The 22,641-nt window shown below is 74.8% G+C and carries 21 protein-coding genes; 5 read left to right on the forward strand and 16 right to left on the reverse strand.

The genetic code is table 11. The features are described 5' to 3' along the window. Window positions 1-44 precede the first annotated feature (44 nt). From ACZ3YL_RS16795 to ACZ3YL_RS16805, 3 genes are all read right to left on the reverse strand, one after another. Window positions 45-1,061 carry a serine/threonine-protein kinase gene (locus ACZ3YL_RS16795; RefSeq protein ID WP_317620972.1) on the reverse strand — a complete coding sequence of 339 codons (1,017 nt, stop codon included), beginning with the start codon at window positions 1,059-1,061 and terminating at the stop codon, window positions 45-47. Further along, complete coding sequence (locus tag ACZ3YL_RS16800) at window positions 1,058-1,648, reverse strand: hypothetical protein (RefSeq protein WP_465658036.1); 591 nt, start codon at window positions 1,646-1,648, stop codon at window positions 1,058-1,060. The genes ACZ3YL_RS16795 and ACZ3YL_RS16800 overlap by 4 nt, the downstream gene beginning before the upstream one ends. Window positions 1,649-1,775: 127 nt before the next feature. Beyond that, complete coding sequence (locus ACZ3YL_RS16805) at window positions 1,776-4,142, reverse strand: ABC transporter ATP-binding protein/permease (protein ID WP_465658038.1); 2,367 nt, start codon at window positions 4,140-4,142, stop codon at window positions 1,776-1,778. Between the two features lie 125 nt (window positions 4,143-4,267). Here ACZ3YL_RS16805 and ACZ3YL_RS16810 point away from each other — a divergent pair, with 125 nt between their 5' ends. After that, window positions 4,268-5,617 (forward strand): acyltransferase, encoded by a 1,350-nt coding sequence (locus ACZ3YL_RS16810; RefSeq protein WP_465658040.1) that lies wholly within the window; start codon window positions 4,268-4,270, stop codon window positions 5,615-5,617. 41 nt (window positions 5,618-5,658) lie between these two features. Here the strand turns inward: ACZ3YL_RS16810 and ACZ3YL_RS16815 are convergent, their stop codons facing one another. The 12 genes from ACZ3YL_RS16815 to ACZ3YL_RS16870 form a co-directional block, all read right to left on the reverse strand. Next, window positions 5,659-6,444 carry a DUF3050 domain-containing protein gene (locus tag ACZ3YL_RS16815; protein WP_465658042.1) on the reverse strand — a complete coding sequence of 262 codons (786 nt, stop codon included), beginning with the start codon at window positions 6,442-6,444 and terminating at the stop codon, window positions 5,659-5,661. Between the two features lie 77 nt (window positions 6,445-6,521). Beyond that, window positions 6,522-7,490, reverse strand: coding sequence for an alpha-ketoacid dehydrogenase subunit beta (locus ACZ3YL_RS16820; protein ID WP_465658043.1), 969 nt, complete (start codon window positions 7,488-7,490; stop codon window positions 6,522-6,524). Next, the gene (locus tag ACZ3YL_RS16825; RefSeq protein ID WP_317620971.1) at window positions 7,487-8,473 is read right to left on the reverse strand and encodes a thiamine pyrophosphate-dependent dehydrogenase E1 component subunit alpha; all 987 of its coding nucleotides are present in this window, start codon (window positions 8,471-8,473) and stop codon (window positions 7,487-7,489) included. Before ACZ3YL_RS16825 ends, ACZ3YL_RS16820 begins: the two co-directional genes overlap by 4 nt. Further along, window positions 8,470-9,384: a phytanoyl-CoA dioxygenase family protein gene (locus ACZ3YL_RS16830; RefSeq protein ID WP_465658045.1), complete on the reverse strand. Its 915-nt coding sequence runs from the start codon at window positions 9,382-9,384 to the stop codon at window positions 8,470-8,472. The genes ACZ3YL_RS16825 and ACZ3YL_RS16830 overlap by 4 nt, the downstream gene beginning before the upstream one ends. 26 nt (window positions 9,385-9,410) lie before the next feature. Then, window positions 9,411-10,445: a 4-hydroxyphenylpyruvate dioxygenase gene (gene hppD, locus ACZ3YL_RS16835; RefSeq protein WP_188303845.1), complete on the reverse strand. Its 1,035-nt coding sequence runs from the start codon at window positions 10,443-10,445 to the stop codon at window positions 9,411-9,413. 114 nt (window positions 10,446-10,559) lie between these two features. Then, window positions 10,560-11,816 (reverse strand): beta-ketoacyl-[acyl-carrier-protein] synthase family protein, encoded by a 1,257-nt coding sequence (locus tag ACZ3YL_RS16840; RefSeq protein WP_465658047.1) that lies wholly within the window; start codon window positions 11,814-11,816, stop codon window positions 10,560-10,562. Further along, window positions 11,813-13,444: a class I adenylate-forming enzyme family protein gene (locus ACZ3YL_RS16845; RefSeq protein WP_465658049.1), complete on the reverse strand. Its 1,632-nt coding sequence runs from the start codon at window positions 13,442-13,444 to the stop codon at window positions 11,813-11,815. The genes ACZ3YL_RS16840 and ACZ3YL_RS16845 overlap by 4 nt, the downstream gene beginning before the upstream one ends. A 217-nt stretch (window positions 13,445-13,661) precedes the next feature. Continuing rightward, window positions 13,662-14,183 carry a beta-ketoacyl synthase N-terminal-like domain-containing protein gene (locus tag ACZ3YL_RS16850; protein WP_188303842.1) on the reverse strand — a complete coding sequence of 174 codons (522 nt, stop codon included), beginning with the start codon at window positions 14,181-14,183 and terminating at the stop codon, window positions 13,662-13,664. Between the two features lie 16 nt (window positions 14,184-14,199). Beyond that, a complete protein-coding gene (locus ACZ3YL_RS16855) occupies window positions 14,200-15,339 on the reverse strand; it encodes a beta-ketoacyl synthase N-terminal-like domain-containing protein (protein WP_465658051.1) in 1,140 nt (379 codons plus the stop codon). After that, window positions 15,336-15,617, reverse strand: a complete 282-nt coding sequence (locus tag ACZ3YL_RS16860; protein WP_465658053.1) for an acyl carrier protein — start codon at window positions 15,615-15,617, stop codon at window positions 15,336-15,338. Before ACZ3YL_RS16860 ends, ACZ3YL_RS16855 begins: the two co-directional genes overlap by 4 nt. Further along, complete coding sequence (locus ACZ3YL_RS16865; protein WP_188304079.1) at window positions 15,614-15,889, reverse strand: acyl carrier protein; 276 nt, start codon at window positions 15,887-15,889, stop codon at window positions 15,614-15,616. Before ACZ3YL_RS16865 ends, ACZ3YL_RS16860 begins: the two co-directional genes overlap by 4 nt. Window positions 15,890-15,934: 45 nt before the next feature. Continuing rightward, on the reverse strand, window positions 15,935-17,368 hold the full coding sequence (locus ACZ3YL_RS16870; RefSeq protein WP_223242066.1) for a class I adenylate-forming enzyme family protein: 1,434 nt from the start codon (window positions 17,366-17,368) through the stop codon (window positions 15,935-15,937). Window positions 17,369-17,555: 187 nt separating this feature from the next. On the opposite strand from ACZ3YL_RS16870, the gene ACZ3YL_RS16875 reads away from it, so the two are divergent. The 4 genes from ACZ3YL_RS16875 to ACZ3YL_RS16890 are packed head-to-tail and all read left to right on the forward strand — an operon-like array spanning window position 17,556 to window position 21,783. Further along, window positions 17,556-18,656, forward strand: coding sequence for an alpha-hydroxy acid oxidase (locus ACZ3YL_RS16875; protein ID WP_465658055.1), 1,101 nt, complete (start codon window positions 17,556-17,558; stop codon window positions 18,654-18,656). A 40-nt stretch (window positions 18,657-18,696) separates the two neighbouring features. Continuing rightward, the gene (locus tag ACZ3YL_RS16880) at window positions 18,697-19,521 is read left to right on the forward strand and encodes a class I SAM-dependent methyltransferase (protein ID WP_465658057.1); all 825 of its coding nucleotides are present in this window, start codon (window positions 18,697-18,699) and stop codon (window positions 19,519-19,521) included. A gap of 43 nt (window positions 19,522-19,564) precedes the next feature. Continuing rightward, window positions 19,565-20,500, forward strand: a complete 936-nt coding sequence (locus tag ACZ3YL_RS16885; RefSeq protein WP_188304083.1) for an alpha/beta hydrolase — start codon at window positions 19,565-19,567, stop codon at window positions 20,498-20,500. Continuing rightward, the gene (locus ACZ3YL_RS16890) at window positions 20,497-21,783 is read left to right on the forward strand and encodes an aminotransferase-like domain-containing protein (protein WP_465658059.1); all 1,287 of its coding nucleotides are present in this window, start codon (window positions 20,497-20,499) and stop codon (window positions 21,781-21,783) included. The genes ACZ3YL_RS16885 and ACZ3YL_RS16890 overlap by 4 nt, the downstream gene beginning before the upstream one ends. Window positions 21,784-21,859: 76 nt before the next feature. Here ACZ3YL_RS16890 and ACZ3YL_RS16895 read toward each other — a convergent pair whose 3' ends face one another. Then, the gene (locus ACZ3YL_RS16895; protein ID WP_188304084.1) at window positions 21,860-22,624 is read right to left on the reverse strand and encodes an ABC transporter permease; all 765 of its coding nucleotides are present in this window, start codon (window positions 22,622-22,624) and stop codon (window positions 21,860-21,862) included. Between the last annotated feature and the right edge of the window lie 17 nt (window positions 22,625-22,641).

Consider the following 22,641-nt stretch of genomic DNA (forward strand, 5'->3'; position numbering starts at 1 on the left):
CGTGTGTTCCAACGGCTTCCTCGTGCGGGCCGGCCGTCCCGGGGCTAGCGGTCCCAGGGCGGCGGGTGGACGACCGGGGCGGCCCAGGCGGGGGGCTCCGGCACCTGGGCGGGGCCGGGGGCCCGGGCGACCGCCGGGACGACCCGGGTGGGCGGCCCGTCCCCGCTCCACGGGGCGGGCACGGCGGCCGCCCGCAGTTCGGCAGCGAACCCCAGGCAGTCCGGGTAGCGGTCGTCGGGGGCCTTGGCGAGCGCCCGGGCGACCACCGCCCCGACCGCCTCCGGGAGATCCGGCCGGTGCCGGCGCAGGTCGGGCGGCGGGTCGTTGAGGTGGGCCCAGAGCAGTGCGAGGTCGCTCTCCCGGCGGAACGGCGGGGCGCCCGCGAGCATCTCGAACACCACGCAGCCGAGGCTGTACTGGTCGCAGCGCCCGTCCAGCGGCCGGCCGGAGATCTGCTCGGGCGCGGCGTAGTCGAGCGTTCCGACGATCTGGCCGACGCTGGTCAGCCCGCTCAGCGACAGGGACTTCTTGGTGAGCCCGAAGTCCGCCAGGTAGAGGTGCTCGGGGTGCTCGCTGTCGGTGCCGGCGGCGACCAGGACGTTGCCCGGCTTGACGTCCCGGTGCACCAGCCCGAGGCCGTGGGCGGCGTCCAGCGCGGAGGCGATCTGCAGCGTCAGCCGGGCGGTGCGCTCGATCGGGAGCGGGGCGTCCCGGTTGATCAGGGCGCGCAGGTCCCCGCCCTCGACGTAGCGCATCGCCAGGTACAGGATGCCGTCGTGCTCCCCGGCCCCGAAGACCGGGACGATGTGCGGGTGGTCGATCCCGGCGGCGGCCTCGGACTCGTGCATGAAGCGCTGCCGGAACACCTCGTTGCGGGCCAGCTCGGGGGCCAGCAGTTTGACCGCGACCGTCCGGCCGAGGCGCAGGTCCTTGGCCCGGTAGACCACGGCCATCCCGCCGCGTCCGATCTCCCGCTCCAGTCGGTAGTCGGCCACCTGCCGTCCGACCAGGCCGGCCGGCAGGCTGGGCGCCGACACCGGAGTCGGTTCGGCGGGGATCACGGCCCGCCGGTCCGGGTGGGCGGGTACGGGTCGGGCCGGGACGGTCCGGTGGTGGCCGGATCGGACACCTGCGGGTCGTGGACCTCCGGCTCCGGCGAGGGCGGCGGCCGGTCGGTGGCCGCGTACGTCTGCAACTGCAGCCCGTCGCAGTAGCACCAGCGGTCGTGCACCGGGTCGAACAGCCAGAGCGCCTCGCCGTCCGCCACCAGGCCGATCCGCAGGCCGCGGGTCCGCTCCCGGAAGGTCTCCAGGTCCAGGGTGCCGGCGGCGAGCTCCGCCAGCAGGGCCCGGTGGCGGGAGAGCGCGGCCTCGGCCTCGGCGAGTGCGGGGCGGGGGTCGGCGGTGCGGGTGGGCGGGCCGTCCGCGGCGGGGGGCGCCTGGGGGAGGGTGACCAGCAGCCGGGCGTCCACCCAGGCGGTCCAGCCGTTGGAGCAGAGCACCTGCGCCCAGTCGCCCTGGTCGGCGATCAGCCGGACCGGGAGCAACGGGTCGAGCCGGGCGGACGGCTGCGCCGGGTCCGGGGCCGCCCAGCTCGCCAGTCCGCCCGGCGGGGCGACATGGGTGGGGCGGAACGCGAACTCGTCCATGGGCGGCCACACTTCCTCCGCCGCGCGAGCCGGAGCCGGAGTCCGCCGCATTGGAGCGGGGGCGGGGGCTGCGTGCGGCACTGACACCGCAGTTCGCTTCCCACTCTACCGGCGGCCACCGGGGCGGCTACTTGCGCATGATGGTCGGCTCGCGCCGCCGCAGCAGGGCGAGCACGGCCAGCCCGTACCCCACCGAAAGGGCGAGCAGGGCACCCATGTCCAGCAGCCAGCCGGTGCGCTCGTGCCGGAACATCGGGTCCTCGGTGATCGGGCTGGGCACGACGAGCCGGCCCAGGTCCACGGTGCGGGCCATGGCGGCCAGGCCCCACCGGGACGGGACGAGCCAGGCGAACTGCTCCAGTCCGGGGACGCCGTTCAGTTTGAGCATCAGGCCGCTGAAGACGACCTGGACGATCGCGAGGAGCACCAGCAGCGGCATCGTGGTCTCCTCCCTGCCGACGAACGCGGAGACCACCAGGCCGAGCATCATCGACGTGAAGCCGAGCAGCGCGATCGCGAGGATCAGCTCGGGCAGCTGGGGCAGCAGCACGCCGCTGGTCACCGGTGGCGGGGCGTTCGGCCGCGGCTGTGCGGTGAGTCCGACCCCGGCCAGGCCGACCACCGTCAGCACTGCGGACTGGGCTGCCGTGACGAGGCCGAGCACCACCACCTTGGAGACCAGGTACGCCGATCTGGACAGCCCGACCACGCGTTCCCGCTGGTAGATCGCGCGCTCCTTGACCACCTCGCGCACCGCGTTGGCCGAGCCGATGAGCACACCGCCGAGGCAGAGCGTCAGCAGGCAGTTGATGGCGTTGTCGTCGCTGAGTCGTGAGCCGGCCATCCCCCGGCACATCAGGCCGATGATGAACGGCAGCGCGATCATCACGGTGAGGAACAGCCTGTCGGCGGCGAGCACCGTGGCGTACCGGCGCACCAGGGTGCCCAGCTGGGAGAACCAGCTCTGCGGCTTCTCCCGGCCGATCATGGGGGTGGAGGCCACCGGTGGCTGCGCCGGGTGCGCGGCCTCGGCCATCACGTACTGGCGGTACTGCGGCGAGGCGCGGAACCGCTGCTGGGAGACCCCCTCGGAGTCGCTCTCGAAGCTCTCGAAGGCCTCCGGCCAATCCTGCTCGCCGAAGTACGCCAGCGCCTCGGTCGGCGGCCCGTAGTAGGCGGTGCGGCCGCCGGGGGCGAGCACCAGCAGCCGGTCGCAGACGTTGAGGCTCAGCACGCTGTGCGTCACCACGACCACCGTCCGCCCGTCGTCGGCCAGTTCGCGCAGCAGGCGCATCACCGAGCGCTCCATGCCCGGGTCCAGGCCGGAGGTCGGTTCGTCGAGGAACAGCAGCGAGGGCTTGGTGAGCAGCTCCAGCGCGATGCTGACCCGCTTGCGCTGGCCGCCGGAGAGGCTGGCGATCACCTGGTGCTCCCGGCCGTCCAGGCCCAGTTCGCCGATCACCTCGGAGACCCTGGTCTCCCGCTCCTCCCGCGCGGTGTCCCCGGGGAAGCGCAGCTCGGCGGCGAAGGACAGGGCACGGTGGACGGTCAGCTGGGTGTGCAGGATGTCGTCCTGGGGGACGAGGCCGATCCGGCGGCGCAACTCGGCGTAGTCGCGGTACAGGTCGCGCCCGTCGTAGAGCACGGTGCCCTGGTCGGCGGGGCGCAGCCCGGTGAGGGCGTTGAGCAGGGTCGACTTGCCGGCGCCGCTCGGGCCGGCCACGGCGAGCAGCGCCTTCTCGGCGAGCGGGAAGCCGACGTCGTCCAGTAGCACCCGGTGGTCCGGGCCGACCCGGACGACCAGGTGCTGGACGTCCAGGGAGATCTCGCCGGTGTCCGTGTACTCGACCAGCCGGTCGTCGACCAGGCAGAGCGCGGAGTGGCCGATGCCGACGATGTCGGCCGGGCCGACCGGGGCGCGTCGGACCGGGCGGCCGTTGAGGTAGCTGCCGTTGTGGCTGTCCAGGTCGACGATCTCATGGCCGCCGCCCGGCAGTTCGCGCAGCTCGGCGTGGTGCCGGGAGACCACCAGGTCGTCCAGGACGAGGTCGTTGTCCGGCGAGCGGCCGATCCGTACGGTGCGGCCGGGCAGGTCCAGCACGGCGCTCGGGCTGCGGAAGGTGCCGGAGCTCTGCGGGGCGGGCAGGGCGGTGCGTTCGCCGGGGGCGGGGGCGGGCAGGCCGGTGAAGGTCGCGGCCGGGCCGGTGGCCGGATCGCCGAAGCGCAGCCGGGTGCCCGGGCCGACGTCCTCGTGGTCGACCCGGCGGCCCTGGTCGTAGGTGCCATTGGTGCTGCCGACGTCCTCCAGCTGCCAGTGGCCGGCGGCGGCGCGCAGCACCGCGTGGTGCCAGGACACCCGGGGGTCGTCCAGCACGATCTCGCTGGTCGGGTCGCGGCCCAGGTGGTAGGCCCGGGCCGGGTCGATCAGCTGGGACTCGTGGTCGGTGACCAGGACGAGGGGCGGCGCGGTGGGCGCGCCGGGGCGCTGTCCCATGCTGGGCATTCTATCGTCGGCGCCCGTGAACGGCCTTTCCGGATGCTGACATTGGACTGGACCACTGGCTCGGCGCAGCACTATCGTTCGGCGTGCCCGCAGGCCGAACCACCGGATGGGACCTCATGACGATCTGGCCGCAGCCGCGCAGCTCCCGGACCGTCCGAGCCGGCCGGGCCGACGGCCGGGTGCTGCGGCTGGGCCTGATGGACACCATGCTCGCGAACCTCGCCGTCTCCGTCGTGCTCTGCTTCGACCGGCCGTTGGACGAGGACCGGCTCGCCGCCGGGCTCGCCCTCGCCCTGCACCGGGTGCCGGTGTTCGCCGGACGGCTGCGCACCGACGACGGCGCGCTGCGGGCGGTCTGCGACGACTCCGGAGTGCCGCTGGAGGTCTACAGCGTGGACGGCACCCTCACCGAGGTGATGGGCCGGGTGGTGGCGGCCGGCTCCGAACTGGTCGACCCGGTGGACGCCGTGGCCGCGCGCACCGGGGACGCCCCGCTGCTCACCGTACGGATCACCCGCACCGCCGACGGCGGCACCGTGCTCGGCTGCTCCTGGCACCACGCGATCGGGGACCTGCACAGCTTCATGCTGCTGCTGCGGATCTGGTCGGCGGCGGTCGAGGGCGAACCGCTGCCGGAGGCCGAACTCGTCGCCGACCAGGACGCGTTGCTGGAGGCGGTGCTGCCGGCCGAGGACTGTGGACGCCCCGGCTTCCGGGTGCCCTCGGCGGCGGAGGCGGAGCTGCTGGCCCGCGAGGCGGCCGCCGGTCCGCGCGCCAACCGGACACTCCAGATCGCCTTCACCGATGCCGAAGTCGACCGGATGCGCGAGGAGTTCGGCGCGGCGGCCGGACGCCGGCTGTCCTCCGCGGACGTGCTCTGCGCCCATGTCCTCGCCACCCTGCGCGCCGTGGACGGCGACGAGGCCGAGCGGATGCTCACCGTGCCGGTCAACGCCCGCCGCTGGCTGGGGCTTTCGCCCGCCCTGGTGGGCAACCTGCTGAGCGAGGTGCACCTGCCGCACCGGCCGAAGGACGGACCGGCAGTGCTGGCCGCCGAACTGCGGTCGGCGGTCGAGGAGTTCCCGGCCGCCCACCTCAACCTCCGCGCCAACCTGGACTTCCTGGCCGGGCTGGGCCGTTCCCGGCTGGGGGAGTGCGTGCCGCTGGGCTTCGACCCGACGGAGCGCCGGTTCAGCTTCTCCAACTGGAGCGGCTTCGGTGCCTATCGGCTGAACTTCCAGGGCGGCCCGCCGGTGTTCTTCAGTCCGGCGGCCAACTATCCGCTGCCCTGGGTCAGTTGGACGATCGAAGGGTACCGCGGCGAGGGCCGGCTGAGCACCGTGGTGCTGCCCGCCCGGCTCGCCGCCCGACTGCGCGGGGCGGACGGCCGGGCGGCGCTGCACCGGTTCCGGTCGGCGACCGACCAGCCGCCCGCCTCGGCGGCGGTGCTGCCGAAGGTGCTGTGAGCTCCTTCTTCGGAGGGCCGACGGTGCGGTGACCTGCTGCGCTAGAAGGACTGCTCGATCGCGGTCCACAGCCGCAGCCGGGCCTCCAGCGCCGTCCGGACGGTCTCGGCGCAGGAGTCCCACACGGCCTGGTCGTCGCCGCACAGGTCGATCAGCATCTGCATCGCCATCGGGGTGTGCTGCTCGCCGTCCACCTCGATGTGGCGGGCCAGGTAGTCCTTGAACACGGTGAGCACGCCGTCGGGGTCGTCGATCCCGACCACCTGGGTGAACATGTCCGGGATGAGGTCCTCGCGGCCGAAGGCGAAGGCGGCGGCCCGGCCGTGCACCGGCGCGTTCTCCACGATCGACCAGGTGACGGAGGTGAAATCGACGGCGGGCTCGGGCACGCCGGCCGTCTTGAGGGCCTCCGGCACGGACCGGCCGGAGCCCAGCAGGGCCAGGAAGTCCGTCACCGGGCGGGGGTCGGCGCCGGCCTGGCGCATGCCCTCGACGTACAGCTCGAAGTGGCTGGTGAAGCCCTCGCCCAGCTCGTCGCTCTCCTCCACCAGGACGATCTCGTTGATCAGCCGGCGGCTGGCGGTCGGACCGCTCGGGACCCACGGCACGTCCACGCAGGTGAGGTCGCGCTGCAGGCTCTTGAGCAGCGACATGAAGTCCCAGACGGCGAAGACGTGGCTGTCCAGGAAGGTGCGGACGCGCTCGATGCTGGTCAGCGAGCGGTACACCGAGTGCTCGACGACCTCGCGGCGCAGCGGGTCGATGGCCTGCTGGAGACTGGTCAGGCCGGGGTGGGAACGGTCCCAGTGGTAGCGGTTGCTGGACAACGGTGCTCCTGTTCCAGGGGGTTGTGTTCTCTGAGGCTGTGTTCTCGGGGGAGGGGGCGGTGGCCGCGTGACGCGGGTCAGTGGGCTTTCATAACGGACCGCAGCGCGTGCCGCAACTGTTCGCGGCCGGGCTGGACGGCCCGGTCCAGCGCGGGGGCGAAGGGGAGCACCGCGCCGTCCGGGCGGGTGATCCGGCGCGGTGGGGCGATCAGGCGCATCTCCTCGGCGGCGGTGGCCAGCACCTCGGCGCCGAAGCCGCAGCTGCGGTTGGAGTCGTCCACCACGACCAGCCGGCCGGTGCGTTCCAGCGACTCGGCGAGCGCGGGCCAGTCGAAGGGGTGGACGGTGCGCGGGTCGAGGACCTCCGCCGAGAGCTCCGGTGCCAGCTCCTCGGCGACGGCCAGGGCGTCGTGCACCAGGTGCCCGAGGGCGACCACGGTGACGTCGGTGCCGGGGCGGTGGATCCGGGCCCGGCCGAGCGGGACGGGCGCCAGCTCCCAGGTGACGGTCTCGCGCACCGGCAGGGCCGCGGCCGGGGCGAACACCACCACCGGGTCCGGGTCACGGATCGCCGAGCGCAGCAGCCCGTAGGCGTCGGTCGGGGTGGCGGGCACCACGGTCTTCACCCCGGCGTGGGCGAACAGGCTGTACGGGTGGTCGGAGTGCTGCCCGGCCCAGCCGTCCCGGGAGCCCGAGCCGGGCACCAGGCAGGTCAGCGGGACGGCCGCCTGGCCGCCGGTCATCAGCGAGAACTTGTGGGCCTGGTTGACGAGTTGCTCGAAGACCAGGAAGAGCAGCGAGGGGATCTGGAACTCCAGCACCGGCCGCCGCCCGGCCAGTGCGGCGCCCATCGCCATCGCGGTGAAGGCCTGTTCGGACAGCGGGGTGTCCACGATCCGCCCGGGCCCGAAGCGGTCCAGCAGGCCCAGGGTCGGGCCGGTCATGCCCGCGCCGATGTCCTCGCCGAACACGCAGACCGCCGGGTCCTCGGCGAGTTCGTCGGCCAGCGCCCGGTTGAGCGCCTTGGTGTACGAGAGCCTGGTCACGCCGACACCCCCGCCCGGGGCCGCAGGCCGTCGGCGTACAGGTGGTCCAGCGCGCCCGCCGGGTCCGGGTGGGCCGAGGCGAGCGCGAACTTCTCGGCGGCGGCCAGCTGTTCGGCCACCGAGCGGTCCAGCTCGGCGACCGTCGCCGGGTCGAGCGGGGCGGCGGCCCGGGGCAGCGGGTCGCGCTCGCGCCAGGCCGCGACCTCCTCGGGGGCGCGGTAGCGCAGCTTCATCCGGCGCTCCATGGTGTGGTGGCCCTCGTAGCGGTAGGTGCGGCACTCCAGGAAGCCGGGGCCGTCGCCGGAGCGGGCCCGCCCGACCGCGCGCAGGGCGGCGGCGCGCACCGCCTCGGTGTCCATGCCGTCGACCTGCTCGGCGGGGATGCCGAAGGCCGCGGCCCGGCCGGTGGCGCTGCCTGCGACGGCGGTGGCGGCGGGCAGGGTGGTGGCGTAGCCGTTGTTCTCGCAGACGAAGACGACCGGCAGCCGCCACATCGCCGCGAGGTTGAGCGATTCCAGCAGCACGCCCTGGTTGAGCGCGCCGTCGCCGAAGAAGGCCACCGCCACCGCGTCGTCGTCGGCTTCCCCGTGTCGCGAGGCCCAGGCCGCGCCGACCGCGATCGGGGCCCCGGCGCCGACGATGCCGTTGGCGCCGAGGATGCCCAGCGAGAGGTCGGCGGCGTGCATCGAGCCGCCCCGGCCGCCGTTCAACCCGTCGACCCGGCCCGCGAGTTCGGCGAGCAGCCGGTGCGGGGCGGCGCCCCGGGCGAGCACGTGGCCGTGCCCGCGGTGGGTGCTGGTGAGCCGGTCGGCCGGGCCGAGCGCCGAGCAGACGCCGACGGCGACGGCCTCCTGGCCGATGTACGGGTGGATGCCGCCGGGGATCGCGCCGGACGTCACCAGGCCGAGCGCCAGCTCCTCGAAGCCGCGGATCAGCCGCAGCATCCGGTAGCGCTCGGCGGGGGTGGTCAGGGGTGCGGTCACCGCTCTGCCCGCCAGACCGTGGGGCAGTAGGCCGGGTCGGCGTAGTCCGGCCGGTCGTCGGCGGTGCGGCGCACCAGCACGTCGTGGTTGTACACCACCGGGCCGCCGTCCGGGCGTTCGTGCCGGCGGTACTCGTTGGCGCCGTCCTGGAGGTGCAGCGACACGGCCCGGCGGGGGAAGGACGCCAGGTTGGGGCCGCTGCCGTGGTAGGTGCGGCAGTGGTGGAAGGACATGTGGCCGCGCGGGATCAGCATCGGGACCTTGCGCACCCGCTGCCCGTTGAACGCGGCGTTGGCGTCCAGGATGGCGTCCAGCTCGCCGCTGTCGCGGTCGGCGAAGTGCCGGGTGGAGTCCTCGCCGGAGGGCAGCTCCCGCCAGCGGTGGCTGCCGTCGATCATGGTGATGGTGCCGTTCTCCTCGCGGCAGTCGTGGAACGGGATGAAGGCGGTGAGCATGTCCTCGGAGGTGGAGGTCTGCCAGTAGTGCTTGTCGAAGTGCCACGGCACCCGGTTGCTGGGCTCCCCGGGCACCGGCGGCTTGTAGATCAGGGTGGACTGGAAGATCCGGATCTCCTCGGCCCCGGCCAGCAGCGCGGCCACCGCTCCGACCAGCGGCTTGCGCAGGATCGCGCCGATCGCGTCACTCTCGTGGTGGACGTAGTCGTTGTGCCGCTGGACGGGCCCGTGCGAGGGCTCCCAGGCGGCCAACCGGGCCGGTCGGACGGGCAGTTCGCGGTCGCGGTGGCCCGCGTAGTACAGCTCGGTGGCGGCCTGGAGGGTGTCCAGCTCCTCGTCGCTGAACAGCCTGCGGGAGAGGTACCAGCCGTGCTCGCGGTAGTGCGCCACCTCCTCGGGGGTGGGCAGCAGGGAGTGTTCGGCGTCGGTGAGGCGGAACTCGGTGGCGGTGGTCATCGGTGGTGCTTCCCTTCTGGGAGCGGTCAGCCGGCGGTGACGGAGGTCTGGCGCTCGACCGCCTCGTACAGCGCCTTGATGTTCGCGGTGCCGAACGTGCCGGCGCCCTGGCGCTCGATCAGCTCCAGGAAGGAGGTGCGCCGGGGGTGGGTCGAGCGGGCGAAGATCTGGAACAGCTGGCCGCCGTGGTCCTGGTCGACCAGGACGTGCAGGTCGCGCAGGGTCTCCACCGGGATGGCCGTCCCGCCGAGCCGCTCGGTGAGCGCGTCGAAGTAGGCGCCCGGGGTGGTCAGGAACTCCACGCCGCGCGCGCGGATCGTCCGGACGGCGGTGGCGATGTCATGGGTGCTGAAGGCCAGGTGCTGCACCCCGGCGCCGCCGTGGGCGGCCAGGAACTCGTCGATCTGGCCGGGGCGGCGGGCGGTGTCGGGCTCGATCAGGGTGAAGGTGACCAGGCCGGAGGCGCTCTGCACCACGGTGGAGTCCATGGCCTGCTCGCCGACCTCGATGTACTCCTCGAAGATCGCGTGGAAGCCGAGCGCGGCCTCGCAGAACCGTACGGCGCCGGCGAGTTCGCCGCCGGGCAGGCAGATCGCGACGTGGTCGAGGGCGTCCAGCAGGCCCGGCCCGGCGGGCTCGGCGGCGGTGTCGGCGGGGTCGGTGGCGGGCCCGGCGGGTTCGGCGGGCCCGGCCGCGTGCATCGAGGTGAACCGCAGGGCCGTGTCGCCGAAGCCGGCGATCAGGCAGGCCTCCCGGTCCAGCACCCGGGCGCCGTGCCGTTCGGCCCGCTCCAGGGCGGCCCGCGGGTCGGCGCAGCCGAGGGCGAGGGCGGCGACGCCGTCCCCGTGCCGGGCGACGTAGGCGGACACCGGGTGGCCGGGGTCGGCGGCGGAGGTCAGCCGCAGCCGGATCGAGCCCTGGCGCAGGTCGATGGTGCGGGTGCCGTCCGCCGAGGTGCTCGGGGGGTCGGCGGTGAAGTCGTAGTCGGCGTGCAGTCCGGCTGCGGTCTTGTCGGCGTCCGCGCAGTGGAACTCGACGCGGGCGATGGTCTGGATGGACAACGGGATCTCCCCCCGGAGGGATGTCGGGTCGAGCGCGTGGTGGTGCGGGCGGTCGCGGCCGGGCGGGTCCGACCGTGTGCGTCGCGCGGCCCGGCGGGAACGGTCGGGCCCGCCTCAGCCGGTCGGCCGGACGGAGGCCGGGCCGAGGATCAGGCTCAGGTTGTGGCCGCCGAAGGCGAAGGCGTTGCTCAGTGCGGCGCGCACCGGGCCGGACCGGGCGGCGCCCCGGACGTGGTCCAGGTCGCAGGCCGGGTCGGGGTCGGTCAGGTTGAGCGTCGGCGGCAGTGTCCCCCGCGCCACCGCCAGGGCCGTCACCGCCGCCTCCAACGCGCCCGCGGCGCCCAGGAGATGGCCGGTGGCGCCCTTGGTGGAGCTGACCGCCGGCCGGTGCGCGCCGAAGACGGCGTGCAGGGCGGCGGTCTCCGCCGCGTCACCGAGCTTGGTGCCGGTGCCGTGGGCGTTCACGTAGTCGATGTCGCCCGGTGTCAGGCCCGCGTTGGCGAGCGCCATCCGCATCGCGTCGGCGGCGCCGGTGCCGTCCGGGCGGGGCATGGTCGGGTGGTGGGCGTCGGTGGAGGCGCCCCAGCCGAGCACGTCGGCGTACCCGGTGGCGCCGCGCGCGGCGGCGTGCCCGGCGCGCTCCAGGACGAGGACGGCGCTGCCCTCGCCCAGCACGAAGCCGTTGCGGCGGGCGTCGAAGGGCCGGCTGGACTGCTCGGGGTCGTCCCAACCCTGGGCCAGGGCGCGGGCGTTGGTGAAGGCGGCGGCGATGGTCGGGTGCAGCGAGGACTCGGTGCCGCCGCACACCACCACATCGGCGTCGCCCGCGCGGATCAGCCGCAGCCCCTCGGCGATCGCCTGGGCGCCGGCCGCGCAGGCCGTCACCACGGCCGAACTGTAGCCGCGGATCCCGTGCTTGATGGCGATCCGGGCGGCGGCCATGTTGGACAGCATGCCCGGCAGCAGGTACGGGCTGACGCCGGGGCGGCCGCGGTCCAGCCGCCGGTGGGACTGCTGCTCGAAGGTCTCCAGGCCGCCGCCCCCGGTGGCCAGCACCACGGCGGTGCGGTGCGGGTCGGCGTCCCGGCCGACCTCCAGGGCGGCGTCGGCGAGCGCGTCGTCGGCGGCGGCCAGGGCGAGCAGCACGAAGCGGTCCACGCAGCGGGTCTCGGTGGGCGGCAGCACCTCGCGGCCGTCCACAGCGGGGGCGATCCCGGCGGCCGGCAGCCAGCCGTGCGCGGGGTGGCCCTCGGGGACGGCCCGCAGGCCGGAGCGGCCGGCGGCCAGCGCCTCGAACACCTCGGCGGGCTTGCGGCCGAGCGGTGAGACCAGGCCGATGCCGGTGATGACGGCTGCTTCGCGCGCGGTCACCGGGCGCTCACCCCCGCCAGATGACGCTGACGCAGCAGTACCTTGCGGACCTTGCCGGTCGGGCCGAGCGGGATGTCGTCCCCGGTGACCACCAGGACTCGGCGCACGGTCGCGGCGGTGGCGTCGTCCAGGGCGGCGACCACCGCCTTGGCGCGGTCGGCGTCCGGGCCGTCGCCGCGGTCGGCGCCCTCGGTGAGGAGCAGCAGCACGTCGGTGACCACCTGCTCGCCGTCCCGTACCGCGACCACCGTGCAGTCCAGCACGTCCGTCCGCGCGGCCAGCACCCGTTCCTCCGACATCGCGGTGAACAGCCGCTTTCCGTCGCCGAGTTCGAGCGAGTCCACGGCCCGGTCGACGTGGTAGTAGTAGCCCTCCTCGTCCCGGTACATCAGGTCCCCGGTGAGGAAGCGGCCGCGCAGCCGGGTGCGGAAGGTGGTGGCCGAGTCGTTCCAGTAGCCGAGCGCCAGGGTCGGTGAGGCGGTGGCGAGTTCGCCGACCTCGCCGGGCCCGAGCGGCTCGCCGTCCGGGCCGACCACGACGCAGTCGACGAAGGCGTGCGGACGGCCGACGCAGCGCCCGTAGCGCTCGGTGCCGGGGCCGTGGGTGATGAAGAAATGGGAGTGGCCCATCTCGGTGGAGCCCAGGCCGTCCACGAACAGCGAGCCGGGCAGCCGGGAGCGGCCCGCGCGGGTGACGGCCTCCCGGCTGCCGGTGGCGATCAGCTGGCGGATGTGCACTTCGTGGGCGCAGTCGCCGGTGTTCCACCAGAGCGCGACGGAAGCCAAGTCCCGTGCGGCGAGGTCGTGGTGGGCGAGGTCGGCCCAGGTCGCGGCGAAGCCGATCACCCCGGTGGGGCGCCAGCGCTCGATCGCGTCCAGCACCCCGGCGCCGGCCTGGCCGGAGAGGCAGGCGAGCTCGGTGTGCGAGCTGAGCGCGAGGTTGAGCGCGATCAGGGTCGCGGCGTGTGGGGCGGGCAGGGCGCTGAGCATCCGGTCCTGGCCCTGGGGGCGGGGCAGCCGCAGCCGGTGGCGGATCGCCGCGTACAGGCTCGCGTGGGAGTGGACGACGGCCTTCGGCATGCCGGTGGTGCCGGAGGAGTGGGTGATCGCCACCGGGTCCCCGGACCAGTGCCGGTACGGCTCGGGGGCGGCCTCCGGGTCGCCCGCGCCGAGGGTGGCGATCTCGGGCAGCAGTGGCGCGCCCGGGTCGTGGCCGGCCAGGGCGGCCAGGTGGGCCGGGTCGGCGAGCACTCCGGCCGCGCCGATCCGGGCGATGTAGCGGGCGGCGCGCTCGGCGTCCAGGTGGGGGTTGAGCAGCGCGGGGACGGCGCCGAGCCGGGCCAGGGCGAGGAAGGCGAGCACGTGGTCGGCGGCGTCGCCGGCGTAGACCACGACCGGGTCGTGCCGGGTGATGCCGAGGCCGTGCAGGGCGGCGGCGCGGGCCCGGACGGCGCGGTCGAGCTCACGCAGGGTGAGCGGCTGCCAGGCGGGGTGGTGGTCCACCGGGGTGTCGAAGGTGAGCAGCGGCTCGTCCAGGCCCTGGCCGAGGGCGATCCGGGCGGTCAGCACGTTGCCGGCGCCCACGTCGGGGTCGTCCGCGAGCTGGGTGCGGAGACTGCGGATGGTCACGGGGGTGGATCCCTCCCTCGGGGCCGGGGCGGCCCGGGCGGCTGATCGGGGTGGCAGGGTGCTTCCGGCGCGCGGACGGCGGCGGGGATGCGGCGGGGATGCGGCGTGGGCGGGGCCGACGGCGGGCCGGGCGGCCGGCTGGTGTGCCGGGTGCTGCTGCGGCGGGCGGCGGGCGGCGGGCCTCGTCGATGGCAACGGGCGGGCGGGCCGGGCGGGTTCAGCCGCCCGGGTGGGTGAGCAGGACGGCCACCGCGTGGTCGCCGTCGGCGCTCTGCTCGGCGGCGATGACCAGCACGTGGTCGGCGTCCCCGTCGGCGAGCAGCAGCGCGGCCAGCTCGTACGCGTCCGCGGGGACGGTGCCGGGTACGGCCTCGGCCGGGCTGGTCGCCACGACGGGGCCGGTCAGGCCCCAGCGGGCGGCGATGTGCCCGAGGACGGCGTTGGGGTTGGACTGGAAGAACAGCAGGGGGGCCGGGCGCCGTCCGGGCTCCGCGCTGCGGTCGATGGCCCGCGCCGTGGCGCGGTCGCCGCTCGCGCTGGCGAGCAGCAGGGCGGTCCGCCCGGGGGCGGGTGGCGGGCCGTGGTGGGCGCGCAGGCAGTGGTCGGCGGTGTCGGCGATCAGGGGGCCCAGGCCGGAGGCGGCGAAGCCGGGCAGTGGCGGCGGGGGTCCGTGGAGGTCCGGGCCGGGGCGGCGGGCCTGGGCGAGGACGCGGAGCGGGCTGGCGGCAGGGGAGGTCATGGTGTGGGTGTCGGGGTCAGGCGGCGGCCAGCAGCAGCGCGGTGTTGGCGCCGCCGAAGGCGGAGTTGAGGCTGAGCGCGTAGCGGGGCCGGGCGGTGTGCGGGCCGTCCAGGACGAGGTCCAGCCGGACGGCCGGGTCGGGGCCGAGCCAGCCGGCGTTGACCGGGACCATTCCGGTGTCCAACGCGCCGATGGTGACGGTGAGTTCGAGCAGTGCGGAGGCCTCCAGGGCGTGGCCGTGCACGGACTTGCTGGAGCTGACCGGGAGTTCGGCGGTGTGCGGGCCGAACACCCGCCGCAGGGCGGTGGCTTCGGCCTGGTCGGCGAGGTCGGATCCGGTGCCGTTGGCGTTGACGTAGCCGACCTCGGCGGGGGCGACGCCGGCCCGGTTCAGCGCGGCCTCGATCGCCCGGGCCACGCCGGCGCCCTCCGGTTCCGGGCGGCAGACGTGGTGGGCGTCCCCGGCGCGGCCCCAGCCGGCCAGCCGGGCGAGTGCGGGGGCGCCGCGCCGTTCGGCGGCCGGGGCGGCCTCGACCAGGACGGCGGCGGTCGCGTCGCCGAGCAGGGTGCCGGTGCGTCCGGCGCTGAACGGGCGCAGTTCGCCGTCCCGGGCCAGGGCGCGTCCGGCGTCGAAGACGGCGAACACCCCGGGGTCGACCAGGTGGCCGGCCGCGACCAGGACGCGTTCGTGCCGTCCGGTGGCGACCAGTGCGGCGGCGTCGGCGACGGCGGTCGCGGCCGCCACGCAGGCGCCGGTGTACACCCGGGTGACGCCCGGCGCGCCCCAGTGCGCTCGGACCCCGGCCGCCACCGCGTCGGCGGTGGCGCGGGTGCGCTCGTCGCTGTGCAGGGCGAGCAGGACGGGCATCGCGGCGCCCTCGGCGGCGCTCAGCCCGGCCTGGCGGCAGGCCTGGCCGATCGCGTCGAGCGCGGCCCGGGCGAGCGGGAAGGTGCTGGCCAGCGGGACGTCCTCGGGCAGCAGGGCGGCCCGGGTGGTGCGGCGCTCGCGCACGTCGAAGCGGGTCACTTCACTGAACGCGGTCCTGCCGTGGGCGGCGGCCTCGGTCAGCGTGGCGAGTCCGCGCCCGACGGCGCTGAGCACGCCGACGCCGGTGACGACCGCCGGTAGGCGATGCCGTGCTGTGGTGCCGGTCACGGCCGGGCCCCGGCGCGTTCGGCCAGTACCGCCGAGCGCAGCAGTTCGGTGGCGTCGTCGACGGTCCGTACGGCGCCGAAGTGCTCGTCGTCGAGGTCCAGCTGGATGCCGTAGCGATGCTCGAACTCGGCGATCAGCCACGTGAGTTCGAGCGAGCCGAGGTCCTCGGGAACGGTGTCGGCGGCGCGCTGCCCGAACGCCGCCAGCATCGTCAGGACCTCGGCCCGGTCGGGGAGGGTGCCGGGGAGCGGGTCCGAGGGGAGGGCGGAGCCGGTCATGCCGCGCTGCCGGCGGTGGCGGGGAGGGCGTCGATCCGCTTGACGACGTCGGCGGTGAACTCGTCCAGCGTCATCATCGCGGTGGTCTCCATCTCGTCCAGGTCGAACTTGATCCCGAACTCGTCCTCGACCTGCACCGACAGCTCGGCCAGCGCGAGCGATTCGAGGTCCAGCCCGGCCGGGCCGAGGTCGGTGTCCCCGGTGACCTCGGAGACGTCGTACTGCATCTCGGTGAGGGCGGCCAGAACGAACGCGCGGATGCGGTCCTGCATGATGGTGGGCTCCTTGTCGGGGTTGTCGAGCGGTGGTGCGTCCGGTCAGCGCACGGCGGCCGCGGCGGTGTCGCGCAGGGCGGCCGGGTCGCGCAGCAGTTTTCCGGTGGCGGTGCGGGGGAGGGCGGGCAGCAGGACCAGTCGGCGCGGCCGCTTGTAGCCGGCGAGCCGGCGGGTGAGCTCGTCCTGGACGAGGGCGGGGTCGGCCCCGGCTTCGACGGCCAGGTAGGCCTCGACCGCCTCGCCGTCGAAGACCACGACGGCCTCGCGGACCTCGGGCAGCGCGGTGAGGGTCTGCTCGACCTCGGTGAGGTCGACCTTCAGTCCGCCGATCGAGACCTGCGAGTCGAGCCGGCCGAGCACGGTGACCAGGCCGGTCGCCCCGTCCAGCGAGGCGGCGTCCCGGGTGTGCAGCCAGCCGTCCGCCCAGCGCCGGGGATCGTCCAGGCCCGGGTACGGGGAGGCCGCCGCGCCGAGCTGCAACTCGCCCGCGACCAGCCGCATCTCCATGCCGTGGACGGGGCGCTTGGCAGGGTGCAGCGTACCGTCGAGGTCGGTGGCGATGACCCCGGTCTCGGTCATCCCGTACATGGTGCCGAGCGGGACGCCGTACCGCCGGGTGAACAGCGCGGGCAGCCCCGGGCGGACGAGTTCGCCGGCCACGATCATGCGCCGCAGCTGCGGCAACGGCGGGGGAGCGACCGTCCCCGCCAGGAGTTCGGCGTGGAAGGGCACTCCGATGACGGTGGTCGGCCGCTGGTCCGCGGCGACCGCGGTGAGGATCCCGGCGGCCGTCATCCGTTCCGGCACGGTGAGCGCGGCCCGGGCGTGCAGGCCGTTGAGCAGCCCGCCGACCAGTCCGAGCACGTGCACCACCGAGGACAGCAGCACCACCCGCTCGCCCTCGCCAGGGAACTCCACCAGCCTTCGGTAGCAGTCGAGTTCGCGCAGCAGGTCGGAGGCGGTGCGGGCGATGACCTTGGCCGGGCCGGTGGACCCGGAGCTGAGCTGGATCAGCGCGTGCCCGGTGCGGGCGGGGAGCCCGTCCGGCAGCGGGACGGCCACCGGCTCGACCTCGGAGAAGCCGCGCAGGGCCGCGGCGGGCCGGTGGGCGGAGCCTACCAGCACCTGCGGGGCCAGCCTGGCCACCGCCGCGTCGACCTCGTGGTCGGTCAACCGGTGGTCGAGCAGCGTGACTTGGGCCCGGAGTCGCCAGCAGGCCAGCAGCACGGCGACGAACGCCACCGAGGGCGGCAGCCGCAGCGCGGCGGTGCCGCCCGGGCCGAGCCCGGCGGCGGCCAGCCGTACGGACTGCTCCTCGACCAGGGCGCGCAGGGCGTCCCGGTCGAGCGGTGCGCCGAAGCGCAGGCACTCCTGGTGCCCCGGGCCGGCCAGCAGCGACCGCTCGACCCAGTCCGGCGGGGCGTCGGCGTGCGGTGGTGCGGAAAGCGGAAGTGAAAAGCGGGAAAAGCCGGTCAACGCGGCTCCACACGGGTGAGGGGATTTGACATGGACGCAATGGGCGTCGTTCTCAGTCAATACGGTCAATTCCGTTGCCAGACGATGGCACAGACGTTTGGTCAAATCAAGGTCTATACCAATGTGCTTGTTGCTCCTACGCTGCCGAACCGGGACCGGCCCGCGCGTGGTCGTCCCGGAAACGAGGATGTCCGTGGCAGCACTCACGCTGGCCGGGATCGAGAACGCGGCACGCGACCGACTCCCCCCGGAAATATGGGACTTCATCGAAGGCGGCAGCGACGCGGAACGCACCCTGACGGCCAATCGGGAGGTGTTCGGGCACCATGCACTGCGCCCGCGCACCCTGGTCGACGTCTCCGTGTGCGACCCGGCACTGACCCTCCTCGGCACACCGCTGCGACTCCCGCTCGGAATCGCCCCGATGGCCTACCACCGGCTGGTCGACCCGGAGGGCGAGACCGCCACCGCGCGCGCCGCCGGCAGGGCCGGCGCCCTGCTGGTCGCCGCCATGTTCGCCAGCCGCACCCTGGAGGAGATCGCCGCCGCCGCCACCGGCCCGCTCTGGCTCCAGCTCTACTGGCTGCGCCGGCGCGCGGCCCTGACCGCCCTGGTCGAACGCGCCGAGGCGGCCGGCTTCCGGGCCCTGGTGCTGACCGTGGACGCGCCCAGGATCGGCCGCCGGCTGCGCGACCGCCGCAACGGCTTCGCCATCCCGCCCACCGTCCGCGCGGTCAACCTGGACGACAGCCTGATGGCCGCCGGCCACCGCGCCGCCGAAGGCCGTTCGGGCATCGCCGAACACGCCCGCGAGCAGTTCGACCCCAGCCTGAGCTGGTCCGACCTCGCCTGGCTGCGCGCCCGCACCCGGCTGCCGCTGGTCCTCAAGGGCGTCCTCACCGCCGAGGACGCCCGGCTGGCCGTCGAACACGGCGTGGACGCCCTCCTGGTCTCCAACCACGGCGGCCGCCAGCTCGACGGCGCACTGCCGGCCCTGTCCGCCCTGCCCGAGGTGGTCGACGCGGTGCCCGCCGACCTCCCGGTGCTGCTCGACGGCGGCGTGCGCACCGGCACGGACATCGCCGTCGCCCTCGCCCTCGGCGCCCGGGCCGTACTGATCGGCCGGCCCGCCCTCTGGGGCCTGGCCGCCGACGGCGAGGCCGGGGTGCACCGGGTGCTCCAGCTGCTGCACGAGGAACTCGACCACACCATGGCCCTGTTGGGCCGGCCCCGGCTCGCCGACCTGGACCGCGGCGCCCTCGCCCCGTGGCCCCGCCCGGCCGGCTGAACCCCGCCGCACCCTCGCCACGTTCTCAGAAGGAGAACCGATGACCGAACCGAACGACCGCTTCCCCGGCTGGGACTGGGACGACCCGAAGGGACTGGACACCCGCCTTGAAGCGTTCAGCGCCCAGGTCGCCACCTGCGACACGCTCGAAGCGCGCCCCGGCGCCCTGCCGCGCGACCACGCCGAGCTGCGCGAACTCGGCATCACCGGCATCGAGTTCGCCGCCTTCCGGACCGCCCACCCGGAAGGACTCGGCACCGACCTCGCCACCCTGCGCGGCTCTGCCCCCGGCCCCGGCCCCGGCACCGACCCCGACCCTGACCCCGGGCCCGGCACCGCCACCGAACCCGGCACCCTCTACCGGGTCGACGGCGACCGCTGGTTCACCCAGCTCGACATCGCCCGGCCCCTGCCCTTCGCCGACGCCAGCGTCGACTGGGTCTACGCCGAGCACCTGATCGAGCACGTCACCCTGCCCGTCGCGGTCGGCTGGCTGCGCGAGGCCCGCCGGATCCTGCGCCCCGGCGGCGTCCTGCGCCTCACCACCCCCGACCTCGCCCGCTACCTGGTCGGCTACGCCACCGGCGACGGCTTCCTCGCCAAGCACCGGCGCCGCCTCACCACCCTCGGCTTCGGCCCGCCGATGCCCGCCCGCCCGGCCTTCCTGGTCAACCAGATCTTCCGGCACTACGGCCACCAGTGGATCTACGACCTGGACGAGCTGCGCCACGTGCTCACCCTGGCCGGGTTCGGCCCCGAACAGATCCGGCACTGCGCCTACCGCCAGGGCCTCCGTTCGGACGTCGCCGACCTCGACACGGCCTTCCGCACCGACGAGACCGTCTACGTTGAGGCCGACCGCTGAAGCCCGCCCAGCCACCGCCGAACCGCCGCTGAACGGACCGCCCATGCCCCTGCACCCCCAGGCCGAGGCCCTGCGCGCCCGCCGCGCGCGCAGCGGCGCCCCGCCGCTCTACTCCCTCACCCTCGCCGAGGCCCGCGCCGCCGACCTCGCCGACATCCGCGCCGCGGCCGGCACCCCCGAACCGGTCGCCGCCGTCGAGGAGCACCGCATCCCCGGCCCCGGCGGCGAACTCGCCCTGCGGCTCTACCGGCCCGAACCGCCCGGCCGCCCGCTGCCCGCCCTGCTCTACCTGTTCGGCGGCGGCTGGACCCTCGGCTCGGTCGACACCAGCGACGCGATCTGCCGCCGCCTCACCAACGCCGTCGGCTGCGTCACCGCCTCCGTCGGCTACCGGCCGGCCCCCGAACACCCCTTCCCCGCCGCCCTGCACGACTGCCGCGCCGCGCTCCACCGACTCGTCTCCCACTCCGAGGAGTTCGGCATCGACCCGGCCCGGATCGCGGTCGGCGGCGACAGCGCCGGCGGCAACCTCACCGCCGCCCTCACCCTGCTGCTGCGCGCCGAGGGCGGCCCGCAACTGCGCCACCAGCTGCTGGTCTACCCCAACACCGACCGCGCCGCCGACACCCCCTCGCTGCGCGAACACGACGACCCGCTGCTGTTCAACCGCCGCTCGGTGGACTGGTACTGGGGCCACTACCTGGCCGACCCGGCCGACGGCGCCAGTCCGTACGCCTCCCCGCTGCGCGCCGCCGACCTCTCCGGCCTGCCGCCCGCGACCGTCCTCACCGCCGAGTACGACCCGCTGCGCGACGAGGGCGAGCAGTACGCCGAGGCGTTGCGCGCGGCCGGCGTCCCGGTGGAGCTGCGCCGCTACCGGGGCGTGCCGCACGGCTTCTTCGCCATGGCCGGCACCCTGGACGCGGCCGCCGAGGCCCAGGCGCACGCCGCCGCCCGACTGCGGGAGGCGCTGCGGTGACCCTGCGACTGGAAGACCTGCACGGTTCGCTCGCCGACCCGCTGCTGGACGCGATGACGTTCCTCAACGAGGTCACCACCCGCTACCCCGAGGCCGTCTCCTTCGCCCCCGGCCGCCCCTACGAGGGCTTCTTCGAACCGGAGGACGTCCCCGCCTACCTGGACGGCTACCTCGACCACCTCGCCGACCGCGGCCTCGACCGGAACGCCGTGCGCACCGCGCTGTTCCAGTACGGCCCCACCAAGGGCATCATCGCCGACCTGGTCGCCCGCACCCTCGCCAACGACGAGGGCCTCACCGTCGCCCCCGAGGCCCTGGTGCTCACCGTCGGCGCCCAGGAGGGCATGCTGCTCGCCCTGCGCGCGCTGTGCGTCGGCCCGCAGGACGTGCTGCTGGTCAGCTCGCCCTGCTACGTCGGCGTCACCGGCGCCGCCCGGCTGCTCGACCTGACCACCCTGCCCGTCCCCGAGGGCCCCGACGGCGGCCCCGACCCGGAGGCCGTCCGCGCCGCCGCCCGGTCGGTACGGGCCGGGGGCCGCCGCCCGCGCGCCCTGTACGTCGTCCCGGACTTCGCCAACCCCTCCGGCACCAGCATGCCGGTCCAGGCCCGCACCCGGCTGCTGGACGCGGCCGCCGAGGAGGGCCTGCTGGTCATCGAGGACAACCCGTACGGCTTCTTCGCCCGCACCCCGGGCCTGCGGCCCACCCTCAAGGCGCTGGACCGCCGCCGCCAGGTCCTCTACCTGGGCTCCTTCGCCAAGACCTGCTTCCCCGGCGCCCGGGTCGGCTACGTCGTCGCGGACCAGGAGGTGGCCGGGCCGGGCGGGCGGCGCAGCCTGCTGGCGGACGAACTGGCCAAGCTGAAGAGCATGACGACGGTCAACACCCCGGCGCTCAGCCAGGCCGTCATCGGCGGCATGCTGCTGGCCCACGACTGCAGCCTGCGCGCCGCCAACGCCCGTGCCACGGCCCACTACGCGGCCGGCATGGACACCCTGCTGCGGGAGCTGGACCGGCACTTCCCGGCCTCCGAGCGGCGCCGGCTGGGCGTCTCCTGGAACCGGCCGGAGGGCGGCTTCTTCGCCGTGCTGACGGTCCCGTTCCGGGCCGACGACGCGGCGATGGAGCGCTGCGCGCGCGAGTACGGGGTGCTGTGGACGCCGATGGCACCGTTCTACCCGGCCGGCGGGGGCGAACACCGGCTTCGGCTCTCCATCAGCTCGCTGACGCGAGCTCAGATCATCGACGGCGTAGCCCAGTTGGCGTCCTTCATCGGCGCCTGAAGGCCTCGGCGGGCGCCTGACAGTAGCGGTAGGGCCCGGCTCGCCGTCACGAGCCGGGCCCCACCGATGCCCGGCGTCAGCGCACCCGGGTGGAGAACAGTCGCGCCGACCAGTACACCGCCAGGACGGTCATCAGTACGACCACCAGCAGCCCCTGCCAGACCACCGCGTCCCCGGCGTGCCCGGAGAACAGCGCGCGCATGCCCTCCACCGCCCAGTAGAAGGGGTTCCAGTGGGCGAGCTGCTGCAGCCACCGCGGTGCCAGGGTGAGCGGCAGCAGCACCCCGGAGAGCAGCGCGATCGGCTGGGCGATGGTGTTCACCACCGGCGACATCGCCGCGTCGGTGGGCACCATCAGCGCGATTCCGTAGGAGATCGCCGAGGTCATCAGCGCCAGCAGGCCCAGCAGCAGGTAGGCGAGCAGCAGGTTCGGCGGGCTGACCCGCAGGCCGAACGGCAGCGCGATCAGGGTGATCAGGACGGCCTGCACCAGCAGCGCCACCATCTCCCGCAGCGCCCGGCCGAGCAGCAGCGCCAGCCGGCTGACCGGGGTGACCCGGGAGCGCTCGATGATCCCGGCCTTGAGCTCGCCCAGCAGGCTGAAGCCGGTGAACAGCCCGCCGAAGATGCACAGCACCGCCAACAGGCCCGGCACGTACACCTGGTAGGCGTCGGCGTAGCTGGCGGCGCCCTGCGGGGCGAGCACCTTCTTCAGCAGCGGGGCGAACAGGAGCAGGTAGAACACCGGCTGGATGACGCCGACGGCGATCCAGATCGGGGTGCGGATCATGAGCAGCAGCTGGCGCTGGAGGACCAGCCAGGTGTCGCGGGCGAGCTTCACGGTCTCCCCAGGGGGTC

It is taken from the genome of Kitasatospora sp. NPDC023176, from assembly GCF_055560495.1.

Coding starts and splice junctions, on each gene's coding strand:
- ACZ3YL_RS16800 (WP_465658036.1), bottom strand. CDS start 1,648: ATGGACGAGTTCGCGTTCCGCCCCACCCATGTCGCCCCGCCGGGCGGA.
- ACZ3YL_RS16805 (WP_465658038.1), bottom strand. CDS start 4,142: ATGGGACAGCGCCCCGGCGCGCCCACCGCGCCGCCCCTCGTCCTGGTC.
- ACZ3YL_RS16810 (WP_465658040.1), top strand. CDS start 4,268: ATGACGATCTGGCCGCAGCCGCGCAGCTCCCGGACCGTCCGAGCCGGC.
- ACZ3YL_RS16830 (WP_465658045.1), bottom strand. CDS start 9,384: ATGACCACCGCCACCGAGTTCCGCCTCACCGACGCCGAACACTCCCTG.
- ACZ3YL_RS16850 (WP_188303842.1), bottom strand. CDS start 14,183: ATGACCTCCCCTGCCGCCAGCCCGCTCCGCGTCCTCGCCCAGGCCCGC.
- ACZ3YL_RS16860 (WP_465658053.1), bottom strand. CDS start 15,617: ATGACCGGCTCCGCCCTCCCCTCGGACCCGCTCCCCGGCACCCTCCCC.
- ACZ3YL_RS16865 (WP_188304079.1), bottom strand. CDS start 15,889: ATGCAGGACCGCATCCGCGCGTTCGTTCTGGCCGCCCTCACCGAGATG.
- ACZ3YL_RS16875 (WP_465658055.1), top strand. CDS start 17,556: ATGTCCGTGGCAGCACTCACGCTGGCCGGGATCGAGAACGCGGCACGC.
- ACZ3YL_RS16880 (WP_465658057.1), top strand. CDS start 18,697: ATGACCGAACCGAACGACCGCTTCCCCGGCTGGGACTGGGACGACCCG.
- ACZ3YL_RS16885 (WP_188304083.1), top strand. CDS start 19,565: ATGCCCCTGCACCCCCAGGCCGAGGCCCTGCGCGCCCGCCGCGCGCGC.